The organism is Pseudomonas sp. LAP_36 (assembly GCF_019456785.1).
Taxonomy (GTDB): domain Bacteria; phylum Pseudomonadota; class Gammaproteobacteria; order Pseudomonadales; family Pseudomonadaceae; genus Aquipseudomonas; species Aquipseudomonas tritici.
This window is the reverse complement of the sequence record NZ_JAHZMS010000006.1, coordinates 234,048-254,388: the sequence shown is the minus strand read 5'-3', so window position 1 is coordinate 254,388 and position 20,341 is coordinate 234,048. Positions and strand designations below refer to the sequence as shown.

General features: G+C 62.4%; 18 protein-coding genes. 2 read left to right on the top strand and 16 right to left on the bottom strand.

The features are described from left to right. Positions 1-5: 5 nt before the first annotated feature. From JBO08_RS20140 to JBO08_RS20085, 12 genes are read right to left on the bottom strand one after another with little or no spacing between them, the layout of a single operon-like run. Positions 6-2,318: an MMPL family transporter gene (locus tag JBO08_RS20140; RefSeq protein ID WP_065945564.1), complete on the bottom strand. Its 2,313-nt coding sequence runs from the start codon at positions 2,316-2,318 to the stop codon at positions 6-8. After that, positions 2,308-3,000, bottom strand: a complete 693-nt coding sequence (locus JBO08_RS20135; protein ID WP_065945563.1) for an outer membrane lipoprotein carrier protein LolA — start codon at positions 2,998-3,000, stop codon at positions 2,308-2,310. The genes JBO08_RS20140 and JBO08_RS20135 overlap by 11 nt, the downstream gene beginning before the upstream one ends. Continuing rightward, positions 2,994-3,422 carry a thioesterase family protein gene (locus JBO08_RS20130; protein WP_065875710.1) on the bottom strand — a complete coding sequence of 143 codons (429 nt, stop codon included), beginning with the start codon at positions 3,420-3,422 and terminating at the stop codon, positions 2,994-2,996. The genes JBO08_RS20135 and JBO08_RS20130 overlap by 7 nt, the downstream gene beginning before the upstream one ends. Next, positions 3,415-4,956, bottom strand: coding sequence for a histidine ammonia-lyase (hutH, locus tag JBO08_RS20125; protein WP_175402999.1), 1,542 nt, complete (start codon positions 4,954-4,956; stop codon positions 3,415-3,417). Before hutH ends, JBO08_RS20130 begins: the two co-directional genes overlap by 8 nt. Next, positions 4,940-5,875, bottom strand: a complete 936-nt coding sequence (locus JBO08_RS20120) for a glycosyl transferase (protein ID WP_065875708.1) — start codon at positions 5,873-5,875, stop codon at positions 4,940-4,942. Before JBO08_RS20120 ends, hutH begins: the two co-directional genes overlap by 17 nt. Beyond that, positions 5,872-6,606 (bottom strand): glycosyltransferase family 2 protein, encoded by a 735-nt coding sequence (locus tag JBO08_RS20115; RefSeq protein WP_065875707.1) that lies wholly within the window; start codon positions 6,604-6,606, stop codon positions 5,872-5,874. The genes JBO08_RS20120 and JBO08_RS20115 overlap by 4 nt, the downstream gene beginning before the upstream one ends. A gap of 25 nt (positions 6,607-6,631) precedes the next feature. Further along, the gene (locus tag JBO08_RS20110) at positions 6,632-8,302 is read right to left on the bottom strand and encodes an acyl-CoA synthetase family protein (RefSeq protein ID WP_065875706.1); all 1,671 of its coding nucleotides are present in this window, start codon (positions 8,300-8,302) and stop codon (positions 6,632-6,634) included. Then, a complete protein-coding gene (locus tag JBO08_RS20105; protein WP_065875705.1) occupies positions 8,299-8,844 on the bottom strand; it encodes a hypothetical protein in 546 nt (181 codons plus the stop codon). The genes JBO08_RS20110 and JBO08_RS20105 overlap by 4 nt, the downstream gene beginning before the upstream one ends. Continuing rightward, complete coding sequence (locus tag JBO08_RS20100) at positions 8,841-9,095, bottom strand: acyl carrier protein (protein WP_003187949.1); 255 nt, start codon at positions 9,093-9,095, stop codon at positions 8,841-8,843. The genes JBO08_RS20105 and JBO08_RS20100 overlap by 4 nt, the downstream gene beginning before the upstream one ends. A 9-nt stretch (positions 9,096-9,104) precedes the next feature. Next, on the bottom strand, positions 9,105-9,374 hold the full coding sequence (locus tag JBO08_RS20095) for a phosphopantetheine-binding protein (protein WP_065875704.1): 270 nt from the start codon (positions 9,372-9,374) through the stop codon (positions 9,105-9,107). Continuing rightward, complete coding sequence (locus tag JBO08_RS20090) at positions 9,352-10,164, bottom strand: 1-acyl-sn-glycerol-3-phosphate acyltransferase (RefSeq protein WP_065875703.1); 813 nt, start codon at positions 10,162-10,164, stop codon at positions 9,352-9,354. The genes JBO08_RS20095 and JBO08_RS20090 overlap by 23 nt, the downstream gene beginning before the upstream one ends. Continuing rightward, complete coding sequence (locus JBO08_RS20085; RefSeq protein ID WP_065879844.1) at positions 10,140-10,859, bottom strand: beta-ketoacyl synthase chain length factor; 720 nt, start codon at positions 10,857-10,859, stop codon at positions 10,140-10,142. Before JBO08_RS20085 ends, JBO08_RS20090 begins: the two co-directional genes overlap by 25 nt. Positions 10,860-11,163: 304 nt before the next feature. Between JBO08_RS20085 and JBO08_RS20080 the strand changes: the two genes are divergently transcribed. Together JBO08_RS20080 and JBO08_RS20075 are read left to right on the top strand one after the other, a co-directional pair. Next, positions 11,164-11,934 (top strand): ParA family protein, encoded by a 771-nt coding sequence (locus JBO08_RS20080; protein WP_049710378.1) that lies wholly within the window; start codon positions 11,164-11,166, stop codon positions 11,932-11,934. A gap of 487 nt (positions 11,935-12,421) precedes the next feature. Then, positions 12,422-12,637 carry a DUF6124 family protein gene (locus JBO08_RS20075; RefSeq protein ID WP_065879846.1) on the top strand — a complete coding sequence of 72 codons (216 nt, stop codon included), beginning with the start codon at positions 12,422-12,424 and terminating at the stop codon, positions 12,635-12,637. Between the two features lie 130 nt (positions 12,638-12,767). On the opposite strand, the gene trxC is transcribed toward JBO08_RS20075, so the two are convergent. From trxC to JBO08_RS20055, 4 genes are all read right to left on the bottom strand, one after another. Then, complete coding sequence (gene trxC / locus JBO08_RS20070; RefSeq protein WP_065909722.1) at positions 12,768-13,202, bottom strand: thioredoxin TrxC; 435 nt, start codon at positions 13,200-13,202, stop codon at positions 12,768-12,770. A gap of 212 nt (positions 13,203-13,414) precedes the next feature. Continuing rightward, a complete protein-coding gene (selO, locus tag JBO08_RS20065; RefSeq protein WP_065875285.1) occupies positions 13,415-14,878 on the bottom strand; it encodes a protein adenylyltransferase SelO in 1,464 nt (487 codons plus the stop codon). Positions 14,879-14,926: 48 nt separating this feature from the next. Further along, complete coding sequence (mscK, locus tag JBO08_RS20060; protein ID WP_065875284.1) at positions 14,927-18,310, bottom strand: mechanosensitive channel MscK; 3,384 nt, start codon at positions 18,308-18,310, stop codon at positions 14,927-14,929. Positions 18,311-18,362: 52 nt separating this feature from the next. Beyond that, positions 18,363-20,105, bottom strand: coding sequence for a potassium/proton antiporter (locus tag JBO08_RS20055; protein WP_065875283.1), 1,743 nt, complete (start codon positions 20,103-20,105; stop codon positions 18,363-18,365). Between the last annotated feature and the right edge of the window lie 236 nt (positions 20,106-20,341).

Sequence of the window (20,341 nt, the reverse complement as noted above, 5' to 3'; positions counted from 1 at the left end):
CACATTCATAAGGCGTGCTTCTGTTGCCCGGCCCAGGGTGCCAGCATAAAGCTGAATGCCAGGCCCAGGCTGACCGATAAGCCGAAATTACTCACTGCCGGTGTACTGGACACGGCCAGCAGGCCAAACGACAACCAGGTCGTCAGCGCCGCCAGCAGTGTGCCTAGCAGGCTGACCGCCGGCCCGCCGATCTGCTCGCGCATCAGGATCGCGTAGTCGACGCTGATCGCCGTGACCAGCAGCAAGCCGAACAGGCTGAACAGCGTCAGCGGCTGGCCCAGCCAACCGAGGCTGGCCAGGCTGCACAGCGCCGCCAGCAGCGGCAGGGCGACAATGCGCAAGGCACCGCCAAAACCGAACGGCAGGATCAGCAAGAGCACGATCAGCACGCAGGACATCAATTTCAATTCGGCGGCGCTGATTTGCGTGTCGGCGAACACCCGGTTCAAGTCGCCCAGGCGGTCCACCAGTTGCACGCCGGGTAAATCCACTGCTTGCACCCGCAGCAGCGCCGGGTTGTTCAAACCTTGCAGGCTAACCATTGCCGCCACGCCGCCGTCCACCGGGCCCAGCCACAGGGTGCGCCAAGGCTCGGCCAATGGGCCTGCCAGTGCGGCGTCGATATCCTGCGTAGGCAACGCTTGCAGTTGCGTCACCTCGGCTTGCAGGGCGCTGGCCGGTACGCCAAGGTCCAGCAATGGCTGCCAGTGCTGCGGCAGTTTATTCAATGCGTCGCGCACTTGTTGCTGCTCGGCGGGCAGGCTGACCAGTTGATTGAGCGCCAGATAGCCCTTGAGCTTATCCATGTTCACCAATTGATCCAGGCGCTGCGCCAGTGCGCGCTGGCGCTCCAGCAACTGCTGCTGATCCTGCGCCCGCACCAGGAAAAACTGGCTGGTGGGTTGGAACCCGGTAATCCGCGCGACGGCCTGTGCTTCTTCCAGCAATTGCGGCGGCGCGCCGATCCACTGGCGGATATCGTTTTTGCTGTTCAACTGCCACAAGCCACCGGCGCAAAACAGCACCAGCAGTGCCAGCAAGACCGGGCTCGGCACACGCTTGAGCAGCGAGGCGCGCAGCCGCCACAGGCCTTCGGCTATCCGCAGCGGCCATTGCGCCGGGCGCAGCTCGACGCCCTTGAGCAGTGCCGGCAACAGGCATACGGCGGACAAATAAGCGCCCACCAGGCCGGCGGCGGAGAACACCGCGATCTGTGTCAACGCCGGGAACGGCGTCCACGCCAGCGCCAGGTAACCGATGCAACTGGTCGCCAGGCTCAGGCTCAGGCCGGGCAAGGTCAGGCGCAACGCCGGCCAGCTGCGCCATGGGCGCATGCTCCAGCTTTTCGACAGGTAGTGCAGCGGGTAATCCACCGCCACGCCGATCAGGCTGGAGCCGAGCACCAAGGTCATCACATGCATGTGCCCGAACAGCGCCACACAGGCCACCGCACCAAACAACATGCCCACCAGCACCGGTACAAAAGCTAGCAACACGCGCCAGCGTCGGAACGCCAGCAACAGCAGTAAAAGGATGCCGACGGTAGCGCCGCCGCCGACCCAGGTGATTTCCCGCGTGGCTTGCTGCTGACCATTGGCCGCATACAGCAAGCCACTGGCGGCGAGCAGTTGCGCGCCTTGCTGACTGGCCTGCTCGCGGCTGGCCTGGAGCAAGTCCGCCACTTGCAGCGGCAGGTTCATGTCAAAGGCGTTGCCGGTGGTGCTCGCACGCAGCAGCACCCAACGCTTGCCGTCGGCGTCGGCGACCAACGCGCCGCTGCCGATATCCAATTGCACGGCGCCTTGTTGCGGCTGGCTGTTTTGGATACGCCCGGTCAGCCCCAGCCAGTCATCCTGGCTCGGCACCAGGCTGAACCCGGTAAAGGGGTCGAACAGGGCTTGCACGCGTTGCTGGATAAACGCGTCGGGCTGGTTGATCAGTTGCTCGCGGTCCTTGGCCGAGAGCATCGCCAGGCGACCGCGCAGCAATTGCTCGCGTAGCGCCGGCAAGTCGGCTTGCAGGTTCCACTGCACCTTTTCAAACAACCCGCTGGCCTGCCAGCGCTCGCCCAATTGTTGCGCCACGGCGACCGCTTGTTGGCGGTCGGCATGGCCCACCAGCACGAGTATTTGGCGGTTAAGCGGTTCCTGCATGCGCTGTTCGGCTTGTTGCTCCAGGGCGTCCGGCGTGTTGCCCGGCACCAGCTCCATCAGGTTGGCGGACAACGGCGCGCCGTGGCGCCACTGCCAGCCGGCCAGCGCAAGCACCGCCACCAGCAGGATCAGGAAAAGGCGCGGCAGCAGGCGCTCACTGGGCAAAGTCGTGTTGCTCCGCGTCGCTCAACGGCTGGTTGGCAGTGCTGTCCTGCATGCGCAGCACGGTGCTGTCGCCTTGGGTTTCCAGCAGTTCGATGGTGTGTACCAGCTCACTACCGTCGATATTGATCTGGGTGAATACCTGTTTGAGCAGCAGTGAACGCGGGATCAGCGTGAGCTTCCATTGCTTGGCTTCACCTTGCAGTTGCAGCTCAAAGTCACGCTGCAAGCCGCTGCTGTCGCCCTGGAGCACAGCGAGGAACAAGCGGTTCTGCTCGGCGCCGGCACTCTTGTTTGGCAGCAGTTGCCAGCCATTGGCGTCGCGGCGGTCAATGCCTTGGGCGCTGATGCGGTAGTCCTGTTGCAGCGGGGTTTTCAGCAGCCACAGCAGGCCGTGGTCCTTGGCGAGGACGAAGGTGCCTTTGCTGACCAGCGGTTGGGGCAGCGCACGCAGGTGTTTTTCCTGGGTGAAGCTGCCGTGGATCACTGAGGGTTTTGCAAGCTGGTCGCTGAGTTGTTGCAGGTCGAAGGCGTGTGCCGCCCCCGAAAAACCAAACAACACAAACACTGTAGGAGCGAGCTTGCTCGCGAAAAACCCGAGAGCGCCGCGTGGTATCAGGAAACCCGCGTTATCGTTGACGATCTTCGCGAGCAAGCTCGCTCCTACAAAGAACGGGGTCAGCATTTCAGGGCCCTTTCTACGGCGTCGGTGAATATTTTGGGCGAGGCCAATTGCATCTCACGGCTGGTAACTTCCACCGCCACTTGCACAGTACTGGCACGGGTCAAACGCTCGCCGCTGGCGAGGTCGGTGATCAGGTAATTGACCTTCAAGCGGTTCTCCCACTCCACCAGGCTGGCACGCACGTTAATGGTCTGGCCGAACACAGCACCGCGCACGTAACGCAGTTGCATGTCGATCACCGGCCAGGCGTAGCCGGACTCGAGCATCGCCGTGTAGTTATGGCCGATCTGGTCCAGCAGCGCGCAGCGCGCCACTTCCAGGTACTTCACGTAATGCCCGTGCCACACGACATTCATGGTGTCGACGTCAAAAAACGGCACGAGGATTTCAGTGTCGCAATGCAGCACACCGGGGCTACGCATGCAGCCTCCAGTGTTGCTCGGCGATGCGTTGCAGGCACAGGCGCAGTTCACCTTCCAGGGCACGGTCTTCGATGACCGGCGGGAAGTCTTTGGCGAGTGCTTCGTGCATCGCCGCCAATGCCGGTGGCAGCGCGCGCGCATCCTCAGCCTGGGCACGCAGCCAAACGCCTTGGTTGGCGGCGAGCAAGGTAGCGGCGGCGACCTGTTCGGTCAGCTCCAGCACGCGGATCGCATCGCGTGCGGCGATGGTGCCCATGCTCACCTTGTCTTGGTTATGGCACTCGGTGGAGCGCGAGAACACGCTGGCCGGCATGGTGTTTTTCAGCGCTTCGGCGGTCCAGGCGCTGGTGCCGATCTGCACGGCCTTGAAGCCATGGTTGATCATCGCGCGGTCAGCCGGGGCGCCTGACAGGTTGCTCGGCAGGCCGTGGTTGTAACGCACGTCCACCAGCAGCGCGAGTTGGCGGTCGAGCAGGTCGGCAACGTTGGCCACCAGGGTCTTGAGGCTGTCCATGGCGAAGGCGATATGTCCGCCGTAGAAGTGCCCGCCGTGCAACACGCGTTCTTCTTCAGCGTCGATGATCGGGTTGTCGTTGGCGCTGTTCAGCTCGATCTCGATAAACGAACGCAGCCAGTTCAGGCTGTCGGCCAGCACGCCAAGCACGTGGGGCGCGCAGCGCAGCGAATAACGGTCTTGCAGGCGATGCAGGGGGGCGGTAGGCGCATCAATCGCCAGGTCTTTGCGCAGCCAGGCGGCGACTTGCATCTGGCCTGGATGCGGCTTGGCGGCGAACAGGCGCTCGTCGAAGTGTTCCGGGTTGCCTTGCAGCGCCACCACGTTCAGCGCCGTGATGCGCGTGGCCAGTTGCAGCAGGTAGTCGGCGCGGGCGAAGGCCAGGCAAGCCAGGCCGGTCATCACAGCGGTGCCGTTCATCAGCGCCAGCGCTTCCTTGGGCCGCAGTACCAGCGGTTCCCAGCCCAGCTCACGGTGCACGTCGGCAGCCTGGCGGCGTTCGCCACGGAACATCACTTCGCGCTCGCCGGACAGGGTCGCGGCCACGTAGGACAGCGGTGTCAGGTCACCGCTGGCGCCCACCGAGCCCTCTTCCGGGATCAGCGGCAGCACGTCGTGTTCAAGGAAGGCATGCAGGCGCTCGAGCAGTTCCACGCGCACACCGGACACGCCGTGGCACAGCGACTGCAAACGCGCGGCCAGCACGGCGCGGGTCGCTTGGGCGTCGAGCAACTTGCCCAGGCCACAACCGTGAAAGGTGTACAGGTGACGCGGCAGCGCCTCGACGTGCTGCAACGGCACCGCTACCACGCAGGAATCGCCGTAGCCGGTGGTCACGCCGTAGATCACGCCTTCCTTGTCCAGCAGCGAGTCGAGGAACTGCGCGCCCTTGGCAATGCGCTGGCGATACGCGGCATCGTCTTGCAATTGGGTGGGCGCCTGACGATTGGCCAGGGCCAGCACGTCCTCGATGCGCAAAGCGCGTTCGCCAAAGGTTACTGGCTCAAGATGCGTCGTCATCAGTCTTCCAGAAAGGGTAAAAGTTGAACCATTGTTGGGGCGCTTCCAGGCAAAACTGGCCCAGGCGTGCAGCGTAGCGTGCAGTCCACAGGGCTATGACCTGCTCGCGGGTGTTGCGTTTCCATTCGACCCGTTCGGTGAAAGGTTCAATGCTCAGGCGATAGCGGTTGTTGTGCTTGAGGCACATCAGCAGGTTCACCGGGCACTTGAGCAGGCCGGCCAGCAGCCAGGGGCCTTGGGGGAAGGCGGCGTCATGGCCGAGGAAATCCACGCGCACCGTGCGCCCACCGTGCAGCGGCACGCGGTCGCCGGCAATCGCCAGCCACTCGCCGTCGTCCAGGCGCTGGCTGAGCAGCAGCATGGTGGCCGGGTCCAGCTCGCTGACCTGGATCAGGCGCAAGTGGCTCGCGCCGGCTTCGCCCAGCAGGCGGTTGAATTGTTCGGCGTGCTTGGTGTGCACCAGCACGTTCATGGTGACTTTTTCACCGATCTCCGCGAGGGCGCGGCACACTTCGAGGTTGCCCAGGTGCGCGCCCACCAGCATCTGCCCACGTTCACCGCGCAGTTGCCCGCGCAATTGCGCCGGGTCGTTGATGTCGATCTGCTCCAGGCGCAATTTGCCGTTCCACACGTCGAGCTTATCGAGCATTGAGTCCGCAAACGCCATGAACTGACCGAAGACTTTCCTGTGGGTGGGGCGCAGGTCATCACGCCCGCTCCAGTCGGCCAGGCGTTGCTGGTATTGCCAGGCACTCTGGCGCGCCGTGCGGCCGAACAGGAAGAAGTACAGGACGATCCCGTACAGCAGCGGGCTCAACACCCGACGGCCGAGTACTTTGGCGGCGAAGGCCGTGAGCTTCATCAGCCAATAGCTGCCGCGTTCCTCACGGTCAGCCCAGTGTTTATTGCTGTCGCTCATGCCTGCCACCGTCGCCACAGGATCATCGGTGCACGGATCAGCATGCCGAAGAACAGCCGGGTGTGCATGGCCGAGATACGGACGTTGTCGCGGAACAAACGAAAGTGCGACAAGCCGTCGGCGGGGTAGTGCACCTGGGTGGGCAGCCAGCGCATTGGCTGGTTGCGCCAGGCCAGGCGCACCAGGATGTCGGAGTCGAAGTCCATGCGTGTGCCGATGTAGGCCGAGTCCATCAGCGTCAGCACCGGCGCCAGTGGGTACACGCGAAAGCCGCACATCGAGTCGCGAATCTGCAGCGACAAGGTGTTGATCCACACCCACACGTGGGTCAGGTAGCGCGCGTACAAACGGCCCTTGGGCACGCTGTCGTCGTATTCGGGGTAGCCGCAGATAATCGCATCGGGGTGCCTGCGCGAGGTGTCGATAAACGTCTCGACTTCGCGCAGGTCGTGCTGCCCGTCGGCGTCCACTTGCAGCGCGTGGCTGAAGCCCAGGCGTGCGGCTTCGCGAAAGCCGGCCATCACCGCGCCGCCTTTGCCCTGGTTGTGGGGCAGGGTGAGCAGGGTGACGTTATCCAGGGTGGCAAGCTGCGCCAGCACGGCCGCGCAGGCCGCGCTGCTGCCGTCGTCGACCAGCAGGCAAGGCAGGCCGCTGTTCAACAGGCTGTGGACCACGGCGGGTACGGCGGCTTCGTGGTTGTAGACCGGGATCAGGGCGCAGGGGTTATGCATGACTTTGCTCCCTCGCCACAGAAGCCTACTCACTTGGCATCTCCAGCATTATTCGGCCGCTGGAGCAGGCGGCGACGCCGTTGCGGTAGGCGAAGTACAACTTGCCGCGCTCCCGGTCGAAGCGCAGGTGCAGCTCGATTGCGTCGCCGGGGCGTACCAGTTGCTGGAACTTGAGCACTTCCATTCCGGCAAAGGTCGGCGGCAAATCGAGCAGTTGCTGGCCCAGGTTGAACGCCCATTCCACCTGCACCACGCCCGGCAACACCGGCGTGACCGGGAAGTGCCCGCTGAAATAGGCCAGGTCCGGCGGGACGCTCAGTTGTGCGGTCCATTCGCCGTTGGCTTCGACTGTCTCCAGTACTTCTGGCGCCTTTGGGCGCGGCGCCAACAGCAGCGCCTCGACGTCGGCCTGGGGCAGTTTGCCTTGGCTGTTCAGCGGTAACTGCCTCAGCAAACGCCAGCGACGCGGCAGAGCCAGCGCTTCGCAATGTTGGCTCAAGTGTTGGCGCAGGGTTTGGGTGAGCGTACGCCGCCCCTGATTGCGCAGGGCATGCAGGCCCTCGTCGCTCAGCACCACCAGGGCGCCGAGGGAGGCGCGGTTTTCCTGCACCACGCCCAGGCGGGTTTCGGCGACCCACGGATGGGCCATCAGTGCGTGTTCCAGCATGGGCAGGGAAATACGTTTTTCTTCCAGTTTGACGATGCGATCCAAGCGGCCCAGCAGTTCGAAACGGCCATCGGCGTGAATGCGCGCGGCGTCGGCGGTCTGTTCGATATGCCCGTCAGGCAGGTACTTCGAGGCGATGCGCAGCGCGCCGTCTGCATCCTGGCTCAGTTGCACGTCGGCAAACGGCTGCCAAGGCTGCGCACCCTGGCGCCAGGCGATGCCGCCGGTTTCCGAGCTGCCGAGGATTTCCGTGGGCCACTGCTGCAAGCGGTCGTAAAGGCTGCCGGCAGCGTCCACGGGCAGCGCGCCGCCGGAGGAAAACACCCGCGACACCTGGCTCAGTGCCGGCCAGTCGAGGTTATCGCCCATGCGCTTGAGCAGCGCCGGGCTGGCGACCCAGGCAAATTGTCCGTGCTCGCGGCTGGCGCGCTGCATGTCTTCAGGGAAAGCCAACTGCTTGCGCACAAAGGTGCGCCCGGCGCACAGCGGCCAGAGCACGCGGAACAGCAAACCGTAGATATGTTGAGTGGCCACGCTGCCGATGATGCAGGCGTCTTTAAGGTCCGGGCCCCATAGGGTTTCCAGCGCCTCAACTTCGTTAGCCAGCTGGCGCAGCGTCTTGTCGATGCGCTTGGGTTCGCCGCTGGAGCCGGAGGTGCACAGGCTCAGTTGGCAGGTGTCCAGATCGAGGGCGGCTGGGTTCAGCGGTGTTTGAAACAGCGCGTCCAGGTCAGCCGCGTCGGTCAGCCAGGCATCAACGGCCTTGTCCCAGCGTTGGCGGGTCTGAGGTTGCAGGTCGGCGGGCAGCAGCACGCTGACCCCGGCCCGCCAGGCGCCCAGCAGGGCAATTGCCAGCAGGCCGGCATCTTCCAGGTACACGGCCAGGCGCTGGGTACCCCGCGCTTGCAGGCCCGCCGCCAGGCTCAGGGACTGCTCCCACAGCTGTGCATGATTCATCTCAGGTTCGGTGGTGACCAAACGCTGTTGCAGCGGCTCAAGCAGCAAGTGCTCAAGTTTCAACCCATTCATACGCGGCCTCGAACCCTTTGTCGTACCAGCCATTCCACGGCAAACAACAGCCCCATCAGCCCGTAGGCGATCAAGCCGTTGTACAACGTCCACCAGCTCAGCGGCGCCCACAGGGTGAGGGCGGCGGCGAGCAGGCCATTACACAGAAAAAACACGCTCCACACCACGGTAACCTGGCGGGTATACACAATGGCGTGGGGCGGCAACACCGGATCGGTCATGCGCGCCAGGCGCTCGACCATCGGTGGGCCGTATTTCAGGCTCAAACCGAACAGCGACAACATGAACGCGCTGACCAGGCTCGGGTACCAGCGCAACAGTTGCGGGTTATCGAACCAGGCCAACGCTAAACAAAACACGATGATCGCCAACGCCATCCAGCGGCTGCCGGGGCGTCGGGCACCGGTCAGCCCACGCAACAGCCACAGGCTGCCGAGCAGCAGGCCGAATTGCCACGGTGCAAAGTGCTCGGTGCCGTAATACACCGCAAATGGGTACAGCAGCCCCGCCAGCAACAGGCCAAGGCCGATCAGCCGGCTCATGCGGCCGGCTGGACCAGACGGTACACCGCCTCAACCACGTCGTTCACAGTCCGCACCGCCTTGAATTCTTCGGCGGCGATCTTCTTGCCGGTCTGGCGCTTGATATGGTCGATCAAGTCGACGGCGTCGATGCTGTCGATTTCCAGGTCCTGGTACAGGTTGGCGTCCAGGGTGACGCGTTCCGGCGGCAGTTCAAACAGTTCCACCAAGGCATCGCGCAAGGTGTTGAAGATATCGTCACGAGTCTGCATGGTCCGGTCTCAAGCTGCCTGTCTGTCCGTGACGTACGCCGCAAGGCTGGCCACGTTGGTGAAGTGATTACGGGTGTCCTTGGCGTCGGCATCGATCTTGATGCCGTACTTTTTCTGGATCGCCAGGCCCAATTCCAGGGCGTCTACCGAATCCAGGCCGAGGCCTTCGCCGAACAGGGTTTGCTCGCTACCGATGTCGTCGACGCTGATGTCTTCCAGGCCCAGTGCCTCGATGATCAGCATCTTTATGTCGTGCTCAAGGCGGTGTCTGTCGCTCATCTTCGGCGAGCTCCTTAAAAAAATAGTGGTGCAGGTAATCGTTGAGCTTGCGTGAGGCTTGGGGCGCGGGGCCCAGTGATGCGAACGCCTGTGGTTCTATATCGGCACCCACCCGCAAACTGAAGTGCACGCGGCATTTTGGGATGCGATACCAGGGTTCGGCCTTGGTCAGCGTCGTGGGGCTGACCTTGATCACCACGGGGGTGATGATTGTCGCACCCCGCAGCGCAATGGCGGCGCCGCCGCGATGAAAGGCAGGCGCCGCGCCGGGTGTGGTGCGGGTGCCCTCGGGGAAAATGATCAGGGTCTGGCCTGCGCGCAGGGCATCGGCGGCGGCATCGAGCATTTCAGCGCTGCCGTCGTTGCTGATGTAGCCCGCGTCGCGCACCGGCCCGCGGGTAAAGGGGTTCTGCCACAGGCTCTGCTTGACCACGCAATTGGCCTGGCGCACCAGGCCGATCAGAAACACCACATCGATCAGCGACGGGTGGTTGGCGATGATCATCTGGCCCGGGCGCCCAAGTTTTTCCGCGCCGTCGACGCTATAGGTGAGCACGCCGGCGCGTTGCATCAAGCGAATAAAGAACCAGAACAGCCAGCTGATGGTGTGGCGGGCGCGGCGTCGGTGGCTTGCCGCGCTGCCCGGCAGGCAACTGAGCAGGGGAAACACCAGCAACCGCAGGCACAGCCCACCGAAGCCAAACAGCGCGAAGCTGGCGGCGGTGGCGAACAGGCGCCAATAGTAGGCGTCCCGCGGTTTATCGTTCAGGGTTTGCGTTGCCAGTTCCATACGCGGTTCTTCCAGGCATGTTGGCAGGCGACCTGTTCGTTGAGCAGGGTGCGCAGCAGGTTCAGGGCGTGGGGCCACTGGGTTTGAGTGAGTTGGACAGTGCTGGTGCTGAGTTCCAACTGCCACTCGTCGCCCGGTGTCAGCAACAGGCCGAGGGCGTAAGGAAAGGGTACGTCAACGATCCAGCTGGCGTAGGCCTCGGGCGGCTGTTCTTCGGTAATCACCAGCAAAACGGCCGGCGCGCCTTCGTTGAGCAGCGCGGCGGCCTCGAGCATGCCGTGTTCCAGGCCATCGCCCGCGGCCGCGAGGGCGGTCATTTCGCTGGTTTCATTGCGCAGGATCGACCACAGGCCAATCACCGCGTTATGCACCGACAGGCTGAACTGGGTTGGCGACAGTGGCTGGTCGTTGGCCAGGTCGCTGAGAATATCGAGGGTGCGCGGCGTCTCGCCATGCCGGGAAACAAACACCAGTGGCAAGTCCTGCAGGCCCTCGGCCAGCGGCCAGCCTACGCTGAACGCCATGCGCGCCAGGCGGCTCAGGCGGCGACGTTGCATGGCTGGCAGGAACGAGACGTCGGGGCAGGCTTCGCTGGCAGGCAGAGACACCGGTGCCTGGCACCAGGCACGCCATTCATCCGCGCTTTCCAGGCCAGGGGCCCAAGCGCGCCATTGGGCGATGTTGAAAGTGATCACTGAGAAGGTATCCCGCCCCTGCGGGCTTCCATGTGCGACTTTTGGCCCCGAATACCGGGACAGGGAGCAATAGCCGAATGGCGCGCATTATCCGGGTGCCGTGGGGTTCTAGCAAATATTGGTAAAAAATTGTTCACGGCTGATTACAGTTGGGCGGGAAAGATTTACAGATTGTCCTTCACCGGGCGCTGGGTTGGGTTGTCGGACCGGTCCTGTTCGTTTGTCGGGGATGGATGAACGAGGTAGCGAACATTCGCTTAAGCCCTCTACACTCGGGCATTCATTGATACACGGAGGTTTTTCCATGCGGCGCGTGGTGTTCAATCAAAAAGGCGGCGTTGGCAAGTCCAGCATTGCCTGCAACCTGGCGGCGGTCAGCGCCAGTGAAGGCTATCGAACCCTGTTGGTGGACCTCGATGCACAAGCCAACTCAACCCAATACCTCACAGGGCTGACCGGCGACGACATCCCCATGGGTATCGCGGATTTTTTCAAGCAAACCCTGTCTTCCGGGCCGTTTTCCAAGAAAAACAAAGTCGATATCTACGAAACCCCCTTCGACAACCTGCATGTGATCACCGCCACTGCGGAATTGGCAGACCTGCAGCCCAAGCTTGAAGCCAAGCACAAGATCAACAAGCTGCGAAAGCTGTTGGACGAACTGAGCGAAGACTACGACCGGATTTACCTGGATACGCCGCCGGCGCTGAATTTTTATGCGGTTTCGGCGCTGATTGCTGCCGATCGCGTGCTGATCCCGTTTGATTGCGACAGCTTCTCCCGTCAGGCACTGTACGGCCTGCTGGCTGAAATCGAAGAATTGAAGGAAGACCACAACGAAGGCCTGGAAGTGGAAGGTATCGTGGTCAACCAGTTCCAGGCGCGAGCGAGCTTGCCGCAGCAGATGCTCGATGAGTTGATTGCAGAAGGGTTGCCGGTGCTGCCGGTGTACCTGACCAGCTCCGTGCGCATGCGTGAGTCGCATCAGGAGAACAAGCCGCTGATCCATCTGGACCCACGGCATAAGCTGACGCAGCAGTTTGTGGAATTGCATAACCTGCTGGAAAACGCGTGACCTGAAAGACAACACAAAACCCCTGTGGGAGCGGGCTTGCTCGCGAAAGCGGTGGTTCAGTCAGCTAATGCAGCGACTGACACACCGCTTTCGCGAGCAAGCCCGCTCCCACATTTGCATTGCATTCCTGCAGGGGGATTTGGATTTGTCCCACAGAGGCTGTAGGAAGGGTCTGGCAATAGGGGGGGGTGCCTTGTAACGTTGCCTACAGGTAAGCCAGAATCGCCCGGCTTGTGCGTCTGGATGGGCGTCTCTAAGGTTCTCGGGCCGCTGAATTCTCAGTGGCCGGGTTTAGTAGCCCAAACAGACGAAAGTATGTGCACTGCTCCTAAAGCATGGCGTTTTCTCGCCTATCTGATGGTGGCTGTGCGCAGGGCACCTTCGGGTGCGCCGGTTTTTGCTTTCGTTCCCGGTCTACTAACCTGCGTACAGCTGCCGCCCTCGTTTAGTAGCGAATAGGTGGTGGCCCTATCAGAGAACGAAAAGCATGTTATTCACCGTCACCCCCAACCTCCCCACCGAAACCCTCGTCCTCAACAGCTACGAAACCTTCTCCTCCGTCCGCACCCTATTACTCAACCTGTCCAACGACCTCAGCGGCGAACACCGTGACGTAGCCCTGGCCATCCACCAATTGAGCGAACTCGGCGTAATGCTCGTCGGCCAGATGATCGACCGAGAAGCACCCGTGGCCTCAAGGTAAAACGCGATCCAAATGTGGGAGCGGGCTTGCTCGCGAAGGCGGTGGTTCAGTCAGCTAATGCAGCGACTGACACACCGCCTTCGCGAGCAAGCCCGCTCCCACATTGGCCGGTGATGTTTTGACGATTTGGTTATACCCCCTGGCTACGCAACCAACTCATCAACTGCGGCAACGGAAACGCCCCGCTCTGACGCGCCACTTCGCGGCCATTCTTGAACAGAATCAGGCTGGGAATCGAACGAATCCCCAACTGCGCCGACAACTGCTGATTGGCCTCGCTGTCGAGCTTGGCCAACCGGCACTTGCCCTCCAACTGCCCAGCCGCCTGCTCAAACACCGGCGCGAACGACTTGCACGGCCCGCACCAGTCGGCCCACACATCCACCAGTAACGGCAGGTCGCCCTTGATCTGGCTGGCATAGTCGCCCTGCTTCAGCTCGAAAGGCTTGCTCAACAACACCGGCTGCTTGCAACGCCCGCATTTGGGCGCGTCACTCAGGCGTTCGCCGGGGGTGCGGTTGAGGCCGTTGCAATGTGGGCAGGGGATTACAAGCGATTCGGACATCAGGGGCTCCTAGGGTGTGGCCAATGGGTTCAATCTGGAGCCGGCGCTGACGTTTATCAAGGTAAGCGCAGGCCTGTAGTGAGCGGGCTTGCCCCGCGCTGGGCTGCGAAGCAGCCCTAAACCCAAGCACCGCGATCTTCATGAAACACCGTGGCGGCTCTATTGGGGCGGCTTCGCCACCCAGCGCGGGACAAGCCCGCTCACTACAGTGCTTATGAGGAACAGCTGATTTCCAGGTGTTTGCCCCAATCCGGCGGCCGCTGCGCGTATTGCTCCATCCCCGCTTGCTCCTCGAACGGCTTGGACAGCACCTCATGCAGCCGCCGGACTTCGCTGTAATCGCCTGACTCGGCGGCGGTGATGGCGTTCTGCGCGAGGTAGTTGCGCAGGATGTACAGCGGGTTCACCGCGTGCATCCGCTCACGGCGCTGTTCCTCGCTGTAATCCCCGTCCCGTTCAACACGAGCCTTGTACAACTCAGCCCAGGCATCAAACCCGGCCAGGTCGACAAAGTCGTCGCGCAGTCGTGCCACGGCCAGCGCCGCCGACTCATCTCCCAGGCGGCGGAAGAACAGCGTGTAGTCAACGCCACTGTTCTGCATCAGTTGCAACAAGCGCTCCACCAGCTTCTGGTCATCATCTTCGGCGGTGGTCAGCCCGAGACGGCGGCGCATCAAATCCAGGTAGTTCGCCTGATACAGCGGCAGGTACAAGCCCAGCGCTTCTTTCAACGCATCGACGCGGATAAACGGCGTCAACGCCTGTGCCAATGCACTGAGGTTCCACTGCCCAATCGGCACTTGGTTGCTGAAGGAGTAACGTCCTTCATGGTCGGAGTGGTTGCAGATGAAGTGCGCGTCAAAGTCATCCAGAAACGAAAACGGCCCGAAGTCGAAGGTGATGCCCAAGATCGACATGTTGTCGGTGTTCATCACGCCGTGGCAGAAGCCATACGCCTGCCACTTGGCGATCAATTCGGCGTTGCGCTCGACGATTTCGCGGAACATGGCCAAGTAAGGCTCTGGTTGTTCGCGGCACTCGGGGTAATGCAGGTTCAATACGTGTTCAGCCAAAAGTGCCTGCTGTTCGGGCTTTTTGGTGTAATAGAAATACTCGAAATGCCCGAAGCGGATATGGCTCGGCGCCATGCGCAGCAGCATCGCGCCTCGTTCCTGCTTCTCACGCCACACCGGGGTGTCGGAACCGATCACGCACAGCGCGCGGCTGCTGGGGATACCCAGCGCGTGCAGCGCTTCGGAGGCTAAAAACTCGCGGATCGAAGAGCGCAACACGGCGCGCCCATCGCCCATGCGCGAGTAAGGCGTCATACCGGCGCCCTTGAGGTGCAGGTCCCAGTGCTCGCTGGCCTCGTTATACACCTCACCCAGCAACAGCCCACGGCCATCGCCCAGTTGCGGGGTGTAGCCGCCGAACTGATGCCCGGAATAGACCATCGCCCTCGGCTCTGCCTCGGCCCACAGCTTGTGCCCGCCAAACAGCTCGGCAAACACCGGCGTTTCGGCCACGGCCGGGTCGAGGTCGAGCAACGCCATGGCAGCGTTACTCGCCACTACCAGGCGCGGTGCGTCGAGGGGTTCGGGCAGTACGTGGGTTGAGAACGCGTCGCCCAGGCGTGCGAAGCGGTTGTCGAAGGTCAGTTCGTCGAGGGCTTTCACCGGCCATCTCCAGCAGAATGTCCGAGCATTCTGCTGGGGATAGCGGCGTTAGTCGAGTTTGCTCGGCGGAGGCTCCGGCGCATCTTCGACTTTGGCGGCTGGCGGCTCGGGGGTGTCCTGCTCAGGGGCCGGCCCGACGATGGTCTTGCGCTCGTCTTCGACCGGCACCAGCTTGTACTCCTGGCCGTGCATGTTCTTGAGGTACACCTCCATCTGCCGGAACGAGATGTTGATGTGCTGCTTCTTGAACTCACGGTTGATGTAGCGGTTGACCTCATCCAGCACGGGGTTGCGGTCGCCCAGGTCGCGCACGTGCATGCGCAGCTCGTGGTCGAGGGTGCTTTCGCCGAAGTTGAGGAAGTACACCAGCGGTTCCGGTTCCTTCAACACGCGTGGGTTTTCCCTGGCAGCCTTGAGCAACAATTCCTTCACCAGGTCCAGATCGGAGCCGTAGTCCACGCCCAGCTTCAGGGTGACCCGGGTGATGGTATCGGTCAGCGACCAGTTGATCAGTTGCCCGGTAATGAAGGTTTTGTTCGGGACAATGATGTCCTTGCGGTCAAAGTCGGTGATCGTCGTGGCGCGGATGCGGATCTTGCTCACCGTGCCCGACAGGTTGCCGATGGTGATGGTGTCACCGATGCGCACCGGGCGTTCGAACAGGATCATGATGCCGGAGATAAAGTTGGCGAAGATCTCCTGCATACCAAAGCCCAACCCCACCGACAGCGCCGCCACCAGCCATTGCAACTTGTCCCAGCTCACGCCGAGGGTGGAGAGGGTGGAGACAAAACCGATGCCGGCAATCACATACGACAACAGCGTGGTCGTCGCGTAGGCGCTGCCCTGGGCCAGCTCCAATTTGGACAGCACCAGCACCTCGAGCAAACCGGGCAGGTTGCGCGCCAGTGCGAAGGTAATGCCGATGATGATCAACGCGCCGAGGAAATCGCCGATGCTGATCGGCACCATGCTGATATTCGCTCCGGTGCCGCTGGTGTATTCGTACAGGGTGACGTTGTCCAGGTAGGAAAATACCGAGATCAGGTCCGACCACACCCAGTACAGCGCCGCGATGAAGCCGCCGAGCAAGGCCAGGCGGATCAGGCGCATCGACTGCTCGTTAACCTGCTCGATGTCCAGGGTCGGCTCTTCGATCACCGCTTCGCCATCACCGGCTTCCTTGGCGGCCTGGCGTTTAGCCAGTGCCCGCGCATAGGCCAGTCGCCGTGCCGCAACACCCAGGCCGCGTACAAAGGTGGCTTCGATCACCAGCCAGAACATCAGCAGGTACAGGGTGTTGATCAGGCGGTCGCTGAGCTTGAGCGCGGTGTAGTAATAGCCAAAGCACACGGCGATAAACAGGGCGACGGGCAGGGCGGTAAACAGCAGGCCGATCGCCTTGCGAAACAGTGAGGCTTTTTCATGGGTTGGGCTGTTGAGCAGCAGGCGACCCAGCAACCAGGCCATCAGCGCGTAGCACGTGAGCACCACGCCAATGCCCAGCACATCGTCCGCCAGCGCCGCCGGCTGGTGCTCGGCGATCGCCACAACGGCCACCAGCGCCAGCACCACCAGCCCGAGCTTGCGTATCCAGCCTTGCAGGAATTCGACCTGGGGTTTTTCCCAGCGGAAGTGCAATTCCGCCACGCCACCCGGCGCCAGGATGCGATAAGCGGTGTAGAACACCAGCCAGGCCTGGGCGATTTGCAGCAACGCAGCGCCGAGGTTGGCGTTCTGCCCACGGGCGTCGATTTGCAGTGCATAGCCGCACAGCGCCAGGCCCAGTGCTACCGGCATCGCCAGCAGGATGTTGATCAGGATGGCCTGCGGCGTGTGCCACTGGCTGTCGCGTTTGAAGTGGCCGATATCCAGGTGGACCTTGCTCAGGCGCTGATACAGGGCTTTACGTCGCCACAGCAGGGCACCGATCACCAGCAGCAGCGGCAGGAACAGCAGCGGGCGCTGGGTCAGGCCGTCATAAAGTTCGCTGACGCTGGAGGCCCACGGCAGTGTGGCAACTTGCTTGCTCAGGTGCGCCGGGACCGTTTCCAGCCACTCGGTGTCCAGCGGCTTGTTGCTGGGGATCCAGAACATCTGCTCATCCAACGTCGCCCGCAGGGTGGTGGCGGTGCTGAGCAGTTGTTTCTGGTTCAGTTGCAACGTGATGGATTCATTCAGCAGCGAGCTCAGCTCTCGGCTCAGGCGCTCCAGCAGGTCGCTGCGGGTGATGGCCAGTTCCAGCAACGTGCGGCGCAGTTGCGGGGTGACATCCTCCGGCGCCTGGTTGGCCAGCAAGTTATCCACATAGGCGCTGGGCGAACTGATCAGCTCGCGCTGCTGGTTGACCTCAAATTGGTACAGGCGAATGTTGGCGATGTCGTCTGCCAGGTCGCGGTCTACCGTCAGGCGCGGCAGCGCCTGTTTCTGTTTGTAGAGGATCTTGGACAGCAGCAGGCTGCCCTTGAGCACGTTGATCTGCTCGTCCAGGGCCGAGTCGCTCTGGCTCACGGTGTCCAGCTGCTGCTTGGTTTGCAGGTTTTTCTGGGTCAGGTCGTTGAGGCGGTCAGTGCTTTTAAGCAGGTAGTCGGAGAGCTTGAGGTTGGCCGCGCTTTCCGTGGCCAGCAGGCTGCTGCCGCCAGCTTTTTGCGCTTCGATGGACTGCTGGGTGACGGTCTGCTGGGATTGGGCCAGGCGCTTCTGGTTGATCAGGGTTTGCAGGTCCTGGATTTCTTGCTCCAGGCGCGCGGTTTTTTCCTGAATCAGGTCGTGCTGGCTGTTGCCCAGGTCTTGCAGTTGGCTGTTGCCCGCCAGTTCCTGGCGGCGCAAGGGGATCAGGGCGTTCAGGGCGGCCAGTTCGGCGTTGAGCTGGTTGCGCTGGTCGGCATTGAGGGTTTTGCCGTTGTCTTTGCCAGCCTTGAGGATCGAATTGATCTGCAGGATGCGCGTCTGGCTGCTGCTGATTTCGGTCTGGGCGCGCTCGGGCCGGGTCTGTGCGGCGATGGACAGGCTGTTGGCGTCGGCCAGTTCTTTTTGCAGGTCGCCCTGCTGGGTGCTGCGCTGCACTAATAGTTGCTCAAGCTGCGGCACAGGCAGGGTGGCGTAGCGTTGGGCCACCGGGATGACTTTGGTGGCCTTGAGCCGGGTCAGCTCGCGCTGGTTCTCGGTGGTCTGGCGCGGGGCGTCTTCCAGTTGGCGCTTCAGGTCGACGAGGCGCTGCTCATAGTCCTGCTTGTTGCCCAGGTACGTCAGGGTCTGTTGCAGGATCGCCTGCAACGCCTTCATGTCGGCGTCGGGCAGCTTACGGTCGGGCAGCTTGTCCAGGGTTTGCTGGATGGCGTCGGCGTTGGGCGGGTCGGCCGCGTGGACGGTGCCGACACAGAGGGTCAAGCCCAGCAGGGCAGTGGCGAGAAATGTGCGCAGAGTTGGCATAGAGACCGGTCGAGCAAAATGAAAAAAAGGGGGCGAACTGTCGCCCCGCAGTTTAGAGGAAGAGTCCGGGGCCCGGGCGACTTCCTTCGGGGAATCTGACGCCCACTTTGCCAATCTTGTTCCCGTCCATGACCGCGACGGTCCAGATGGTGTTGTTCCACTCCACCTGGTCGCCTACGACTGGCGCACCGCCGACTTTCTGGGTGATGAAGCGGCTCAGCGGCATGTCCGGGTCAATGCCCTCCAGCTTCAAGCCGTACAGGGCGGAAACCGCGCCCAGCTGGGCGTCGCCTTCCAGTACGAAGTCGCCGAAGAAGCGCAAATCCAAACCGCGTTGCGGTGCCTGGCTGAACAGTTTGCCCAGGGCTGGCAGGTTGTGTTCGTGACCGATCACGCAGAGCAAATCATCCACCTCCAGCACCGTACTACCCGACGGATGGAGCAGTTGCTGGCCACGGAACAACGCCGCGATCCGCGTACCTTCGGGCATTTTCAGCTCACGCAGGGCGGCGCCGATGCACCATTTTTCTGCGCCCAGGCGGTAGACGAACAGCTCCCACTCGCTGGTGACATGCACTTCCAGGGCCGCACGGGAGATCGGCGCCGGGTCCGGCGGTACGGTGACTTTGAGCAGCTTGGCCACCCACGGCAGGCTCGTGCCCTGCACCAGCAGCGAGACCAGCACGATAAAGAACGCCAGGTTGAAGTACAGCTGTGCATGGGGCAGGCCGGCCATCAGCGGGAACACCGCCAGAATGATCGGGACCGCGCCGCGCAGGCCGACCCAGGCGATAAAGGCTTTTTCGCGGCCATGAAACGCCTTGAACGGCAGCAAGCCGACCATCACCGACAGCGGCCGAGCAAACAGGATCATCCACAGTGCCAGGCCCAACGCCGGCAGGGCAATGGGCAGCAAATCATGGGGCGTGACCAACAGGCCCAGCACCAAGAACATGCCGATCTGCGCCAGCCACGCCATGCCGTCGAGCATATGCAAAATGCCATGACGGCTACGCACCGGGCGGTTGCCGATCACCAGGCCGCACAGGTACACGGCGAGGAAGCCGCTGCCATGCAGGGCGTTGGTCAGGGCGAAGACGAACAGGCCGCCGGCAATCACCAAAATCGGGTACAGGCCGTTGGCCAGGTTGATCCGGTTGACCATCTGCAGCATCAGCCAGCCGCCGCCCAGGCCGACGATACCGCCGATGCCGAACTCGCGGAGCAGGTGAGTGAGCAGGCTCCAGTGCAGGCCGGTCTGGCCACTGGCAATCATGTCGATCAACGTGACCGTGAGGAACACGGCCATCGGGTCGTTGCTGCCGGATTCAATTTCCAGGCTGGCGGTCACCCGTTCGTTCAGGCCCTTGCCGCCGAGCAGCGAAAACACCGCGGCGGCGTCCGTCGAACCGACGATGGCGCCAATCAACAGGCCCTGGATGATATTGAGGTCAAACAGCCAGGCCGCAGCCATACCGGTGAGGCCGGTGGTAATCAACACCCCCACCGTGGCCAGCGACAAGGCCGGCCAGAGTGCCACGCGGAAACTCGCGACCCGGGTGCGCAAACCGCCGTCGAGCAGGATTACGGCCAGGGCGAGGTTGCCCACCAGGTAGGCGGTCGGGTAGTTATCGAAGATGATGCCGCCGCCATCCACGCCGGCGACCATGCCCACGGCCAGGATGATCACCAGGATCGGAATACCCAGGCGGGACGAAAGAGAACTCACCAGAATGCTCGCACTCACCAGCAACGCGCCGATCAAGAACAGGCTGTTGATGGTCGTCGCATTCAAAGGCAGTACTCCATGAGCAAACAAGACAGGGCGCAAACTGACCATGCAGTCTGCGTGCCAGCGATTCTAACCTGTTGAATTGCTGCGCTGTCAAAAAGGTTTTTCTGATTTGCGCAAAGCCAAATGTGGGAGCTGGCTTGCCTGCGATGGCGGCGTGTCAGGCGCTAGAGGCGCTGGCTGACACATTGCTATCGCAGGCAGGCCAGCTCCCACAGGGATAGGCGTCGTCAGGCGAA

Coding starts and splice junctions, on each gene's coding strand:
- JBO08_RS20135 (WP_065945563.1), bottom strand. CDS start 3,000: ATGCTGACCCCGTTCTTTGTAGGAGCGAGCTTGCTCGCGAAGATCGTC.
- JBO08_RS20130 (WP_065875710.1), bottom strand. CDS start 3,422: ATGCGTAGCCCCGGTGTGCTGCATTGCGACACTGAAATCCTCGTGCCG.
- hutH (WP_175402999.1), bottom strand. CDS start 4,956: ATGACGACGCATCTTGAGCCAGTAACCTTTGGCGAACGCGCTTTGCGC.
- JBO08_RS20120 (WP_065875708.1), bottom strand. CDS start 5,875: ATGAGCGACAGCAATAAACACTGGGCTGACCGTGAGGAACGCGGCAGC.
- JBO08_RS20115 (WP_065875707.1), bottom strand. CDS start 6,606: ATGCATAACCCCTGCGCCCTGATCCCGGTCTACAACCACGAAGCCGCC.
- JBO08_RS20110 (WP_065875706.1), bottom strand. CDS start 8,302: ATGAATGGGTTGAAACTTGAGCACTTGCTGCTTGAGCCGCTGCAACAG.
- JBO08_RS20105 (WP_065875705.1), bottom strand. CDS start 8,844: ATGAGCCGGCTGATCGGCCTTGGCCTGTTGCTGGCGGGGCTGCTGTAC.
- JBO08_RS20100 (WP_003187949.1), bottom strand. CDS start 9,095: ATGCAGACTCGTGACGATATCTTCAACACCTTGCGCGATGCCTTGGTG.
- JBO08_RS20095 (WP_065875704.1), bottom strand. CDS start 9,374: ATGAGCGACAGACACCGCCTTGAGCACGACATAAAGATGCTGATCATC.
- JBO08_RS20090 (WP_065875703.1), bottom strand. CDS start 10,164: ATGGAACTGGCAACGCAAACCCTGAACGATAAACCGCGGGACGCCTAC.
- JBO08_RS20080 (WP_049710378.1), top strand. CDS start 11,164: ATGCGGCGCGTGGTGTTCAATCAAAAAGGCGGCGTTGGCAAGTCCAGC.
- JBO08_RS20075 (WP_065879846.1), top strand. CDS start 12,422: ATGTTATTCACCGTCACCCCCAACCTCCCCACCGAAACCCTCGTCCTC.
- trxC (WP_065909722.1), bottom strand. CDS start 13,202: ATGTCCGAATCGCTTGTAATCCCCTGCCCACATTGCAACGGCCTCAAC.
- mscK (WP_065875284.1), bottom strand. CDS start 18,310: ATGCCAACTCTGCGCACATTTCTCGCCACTGCCCTGCTGGGCTTGACC.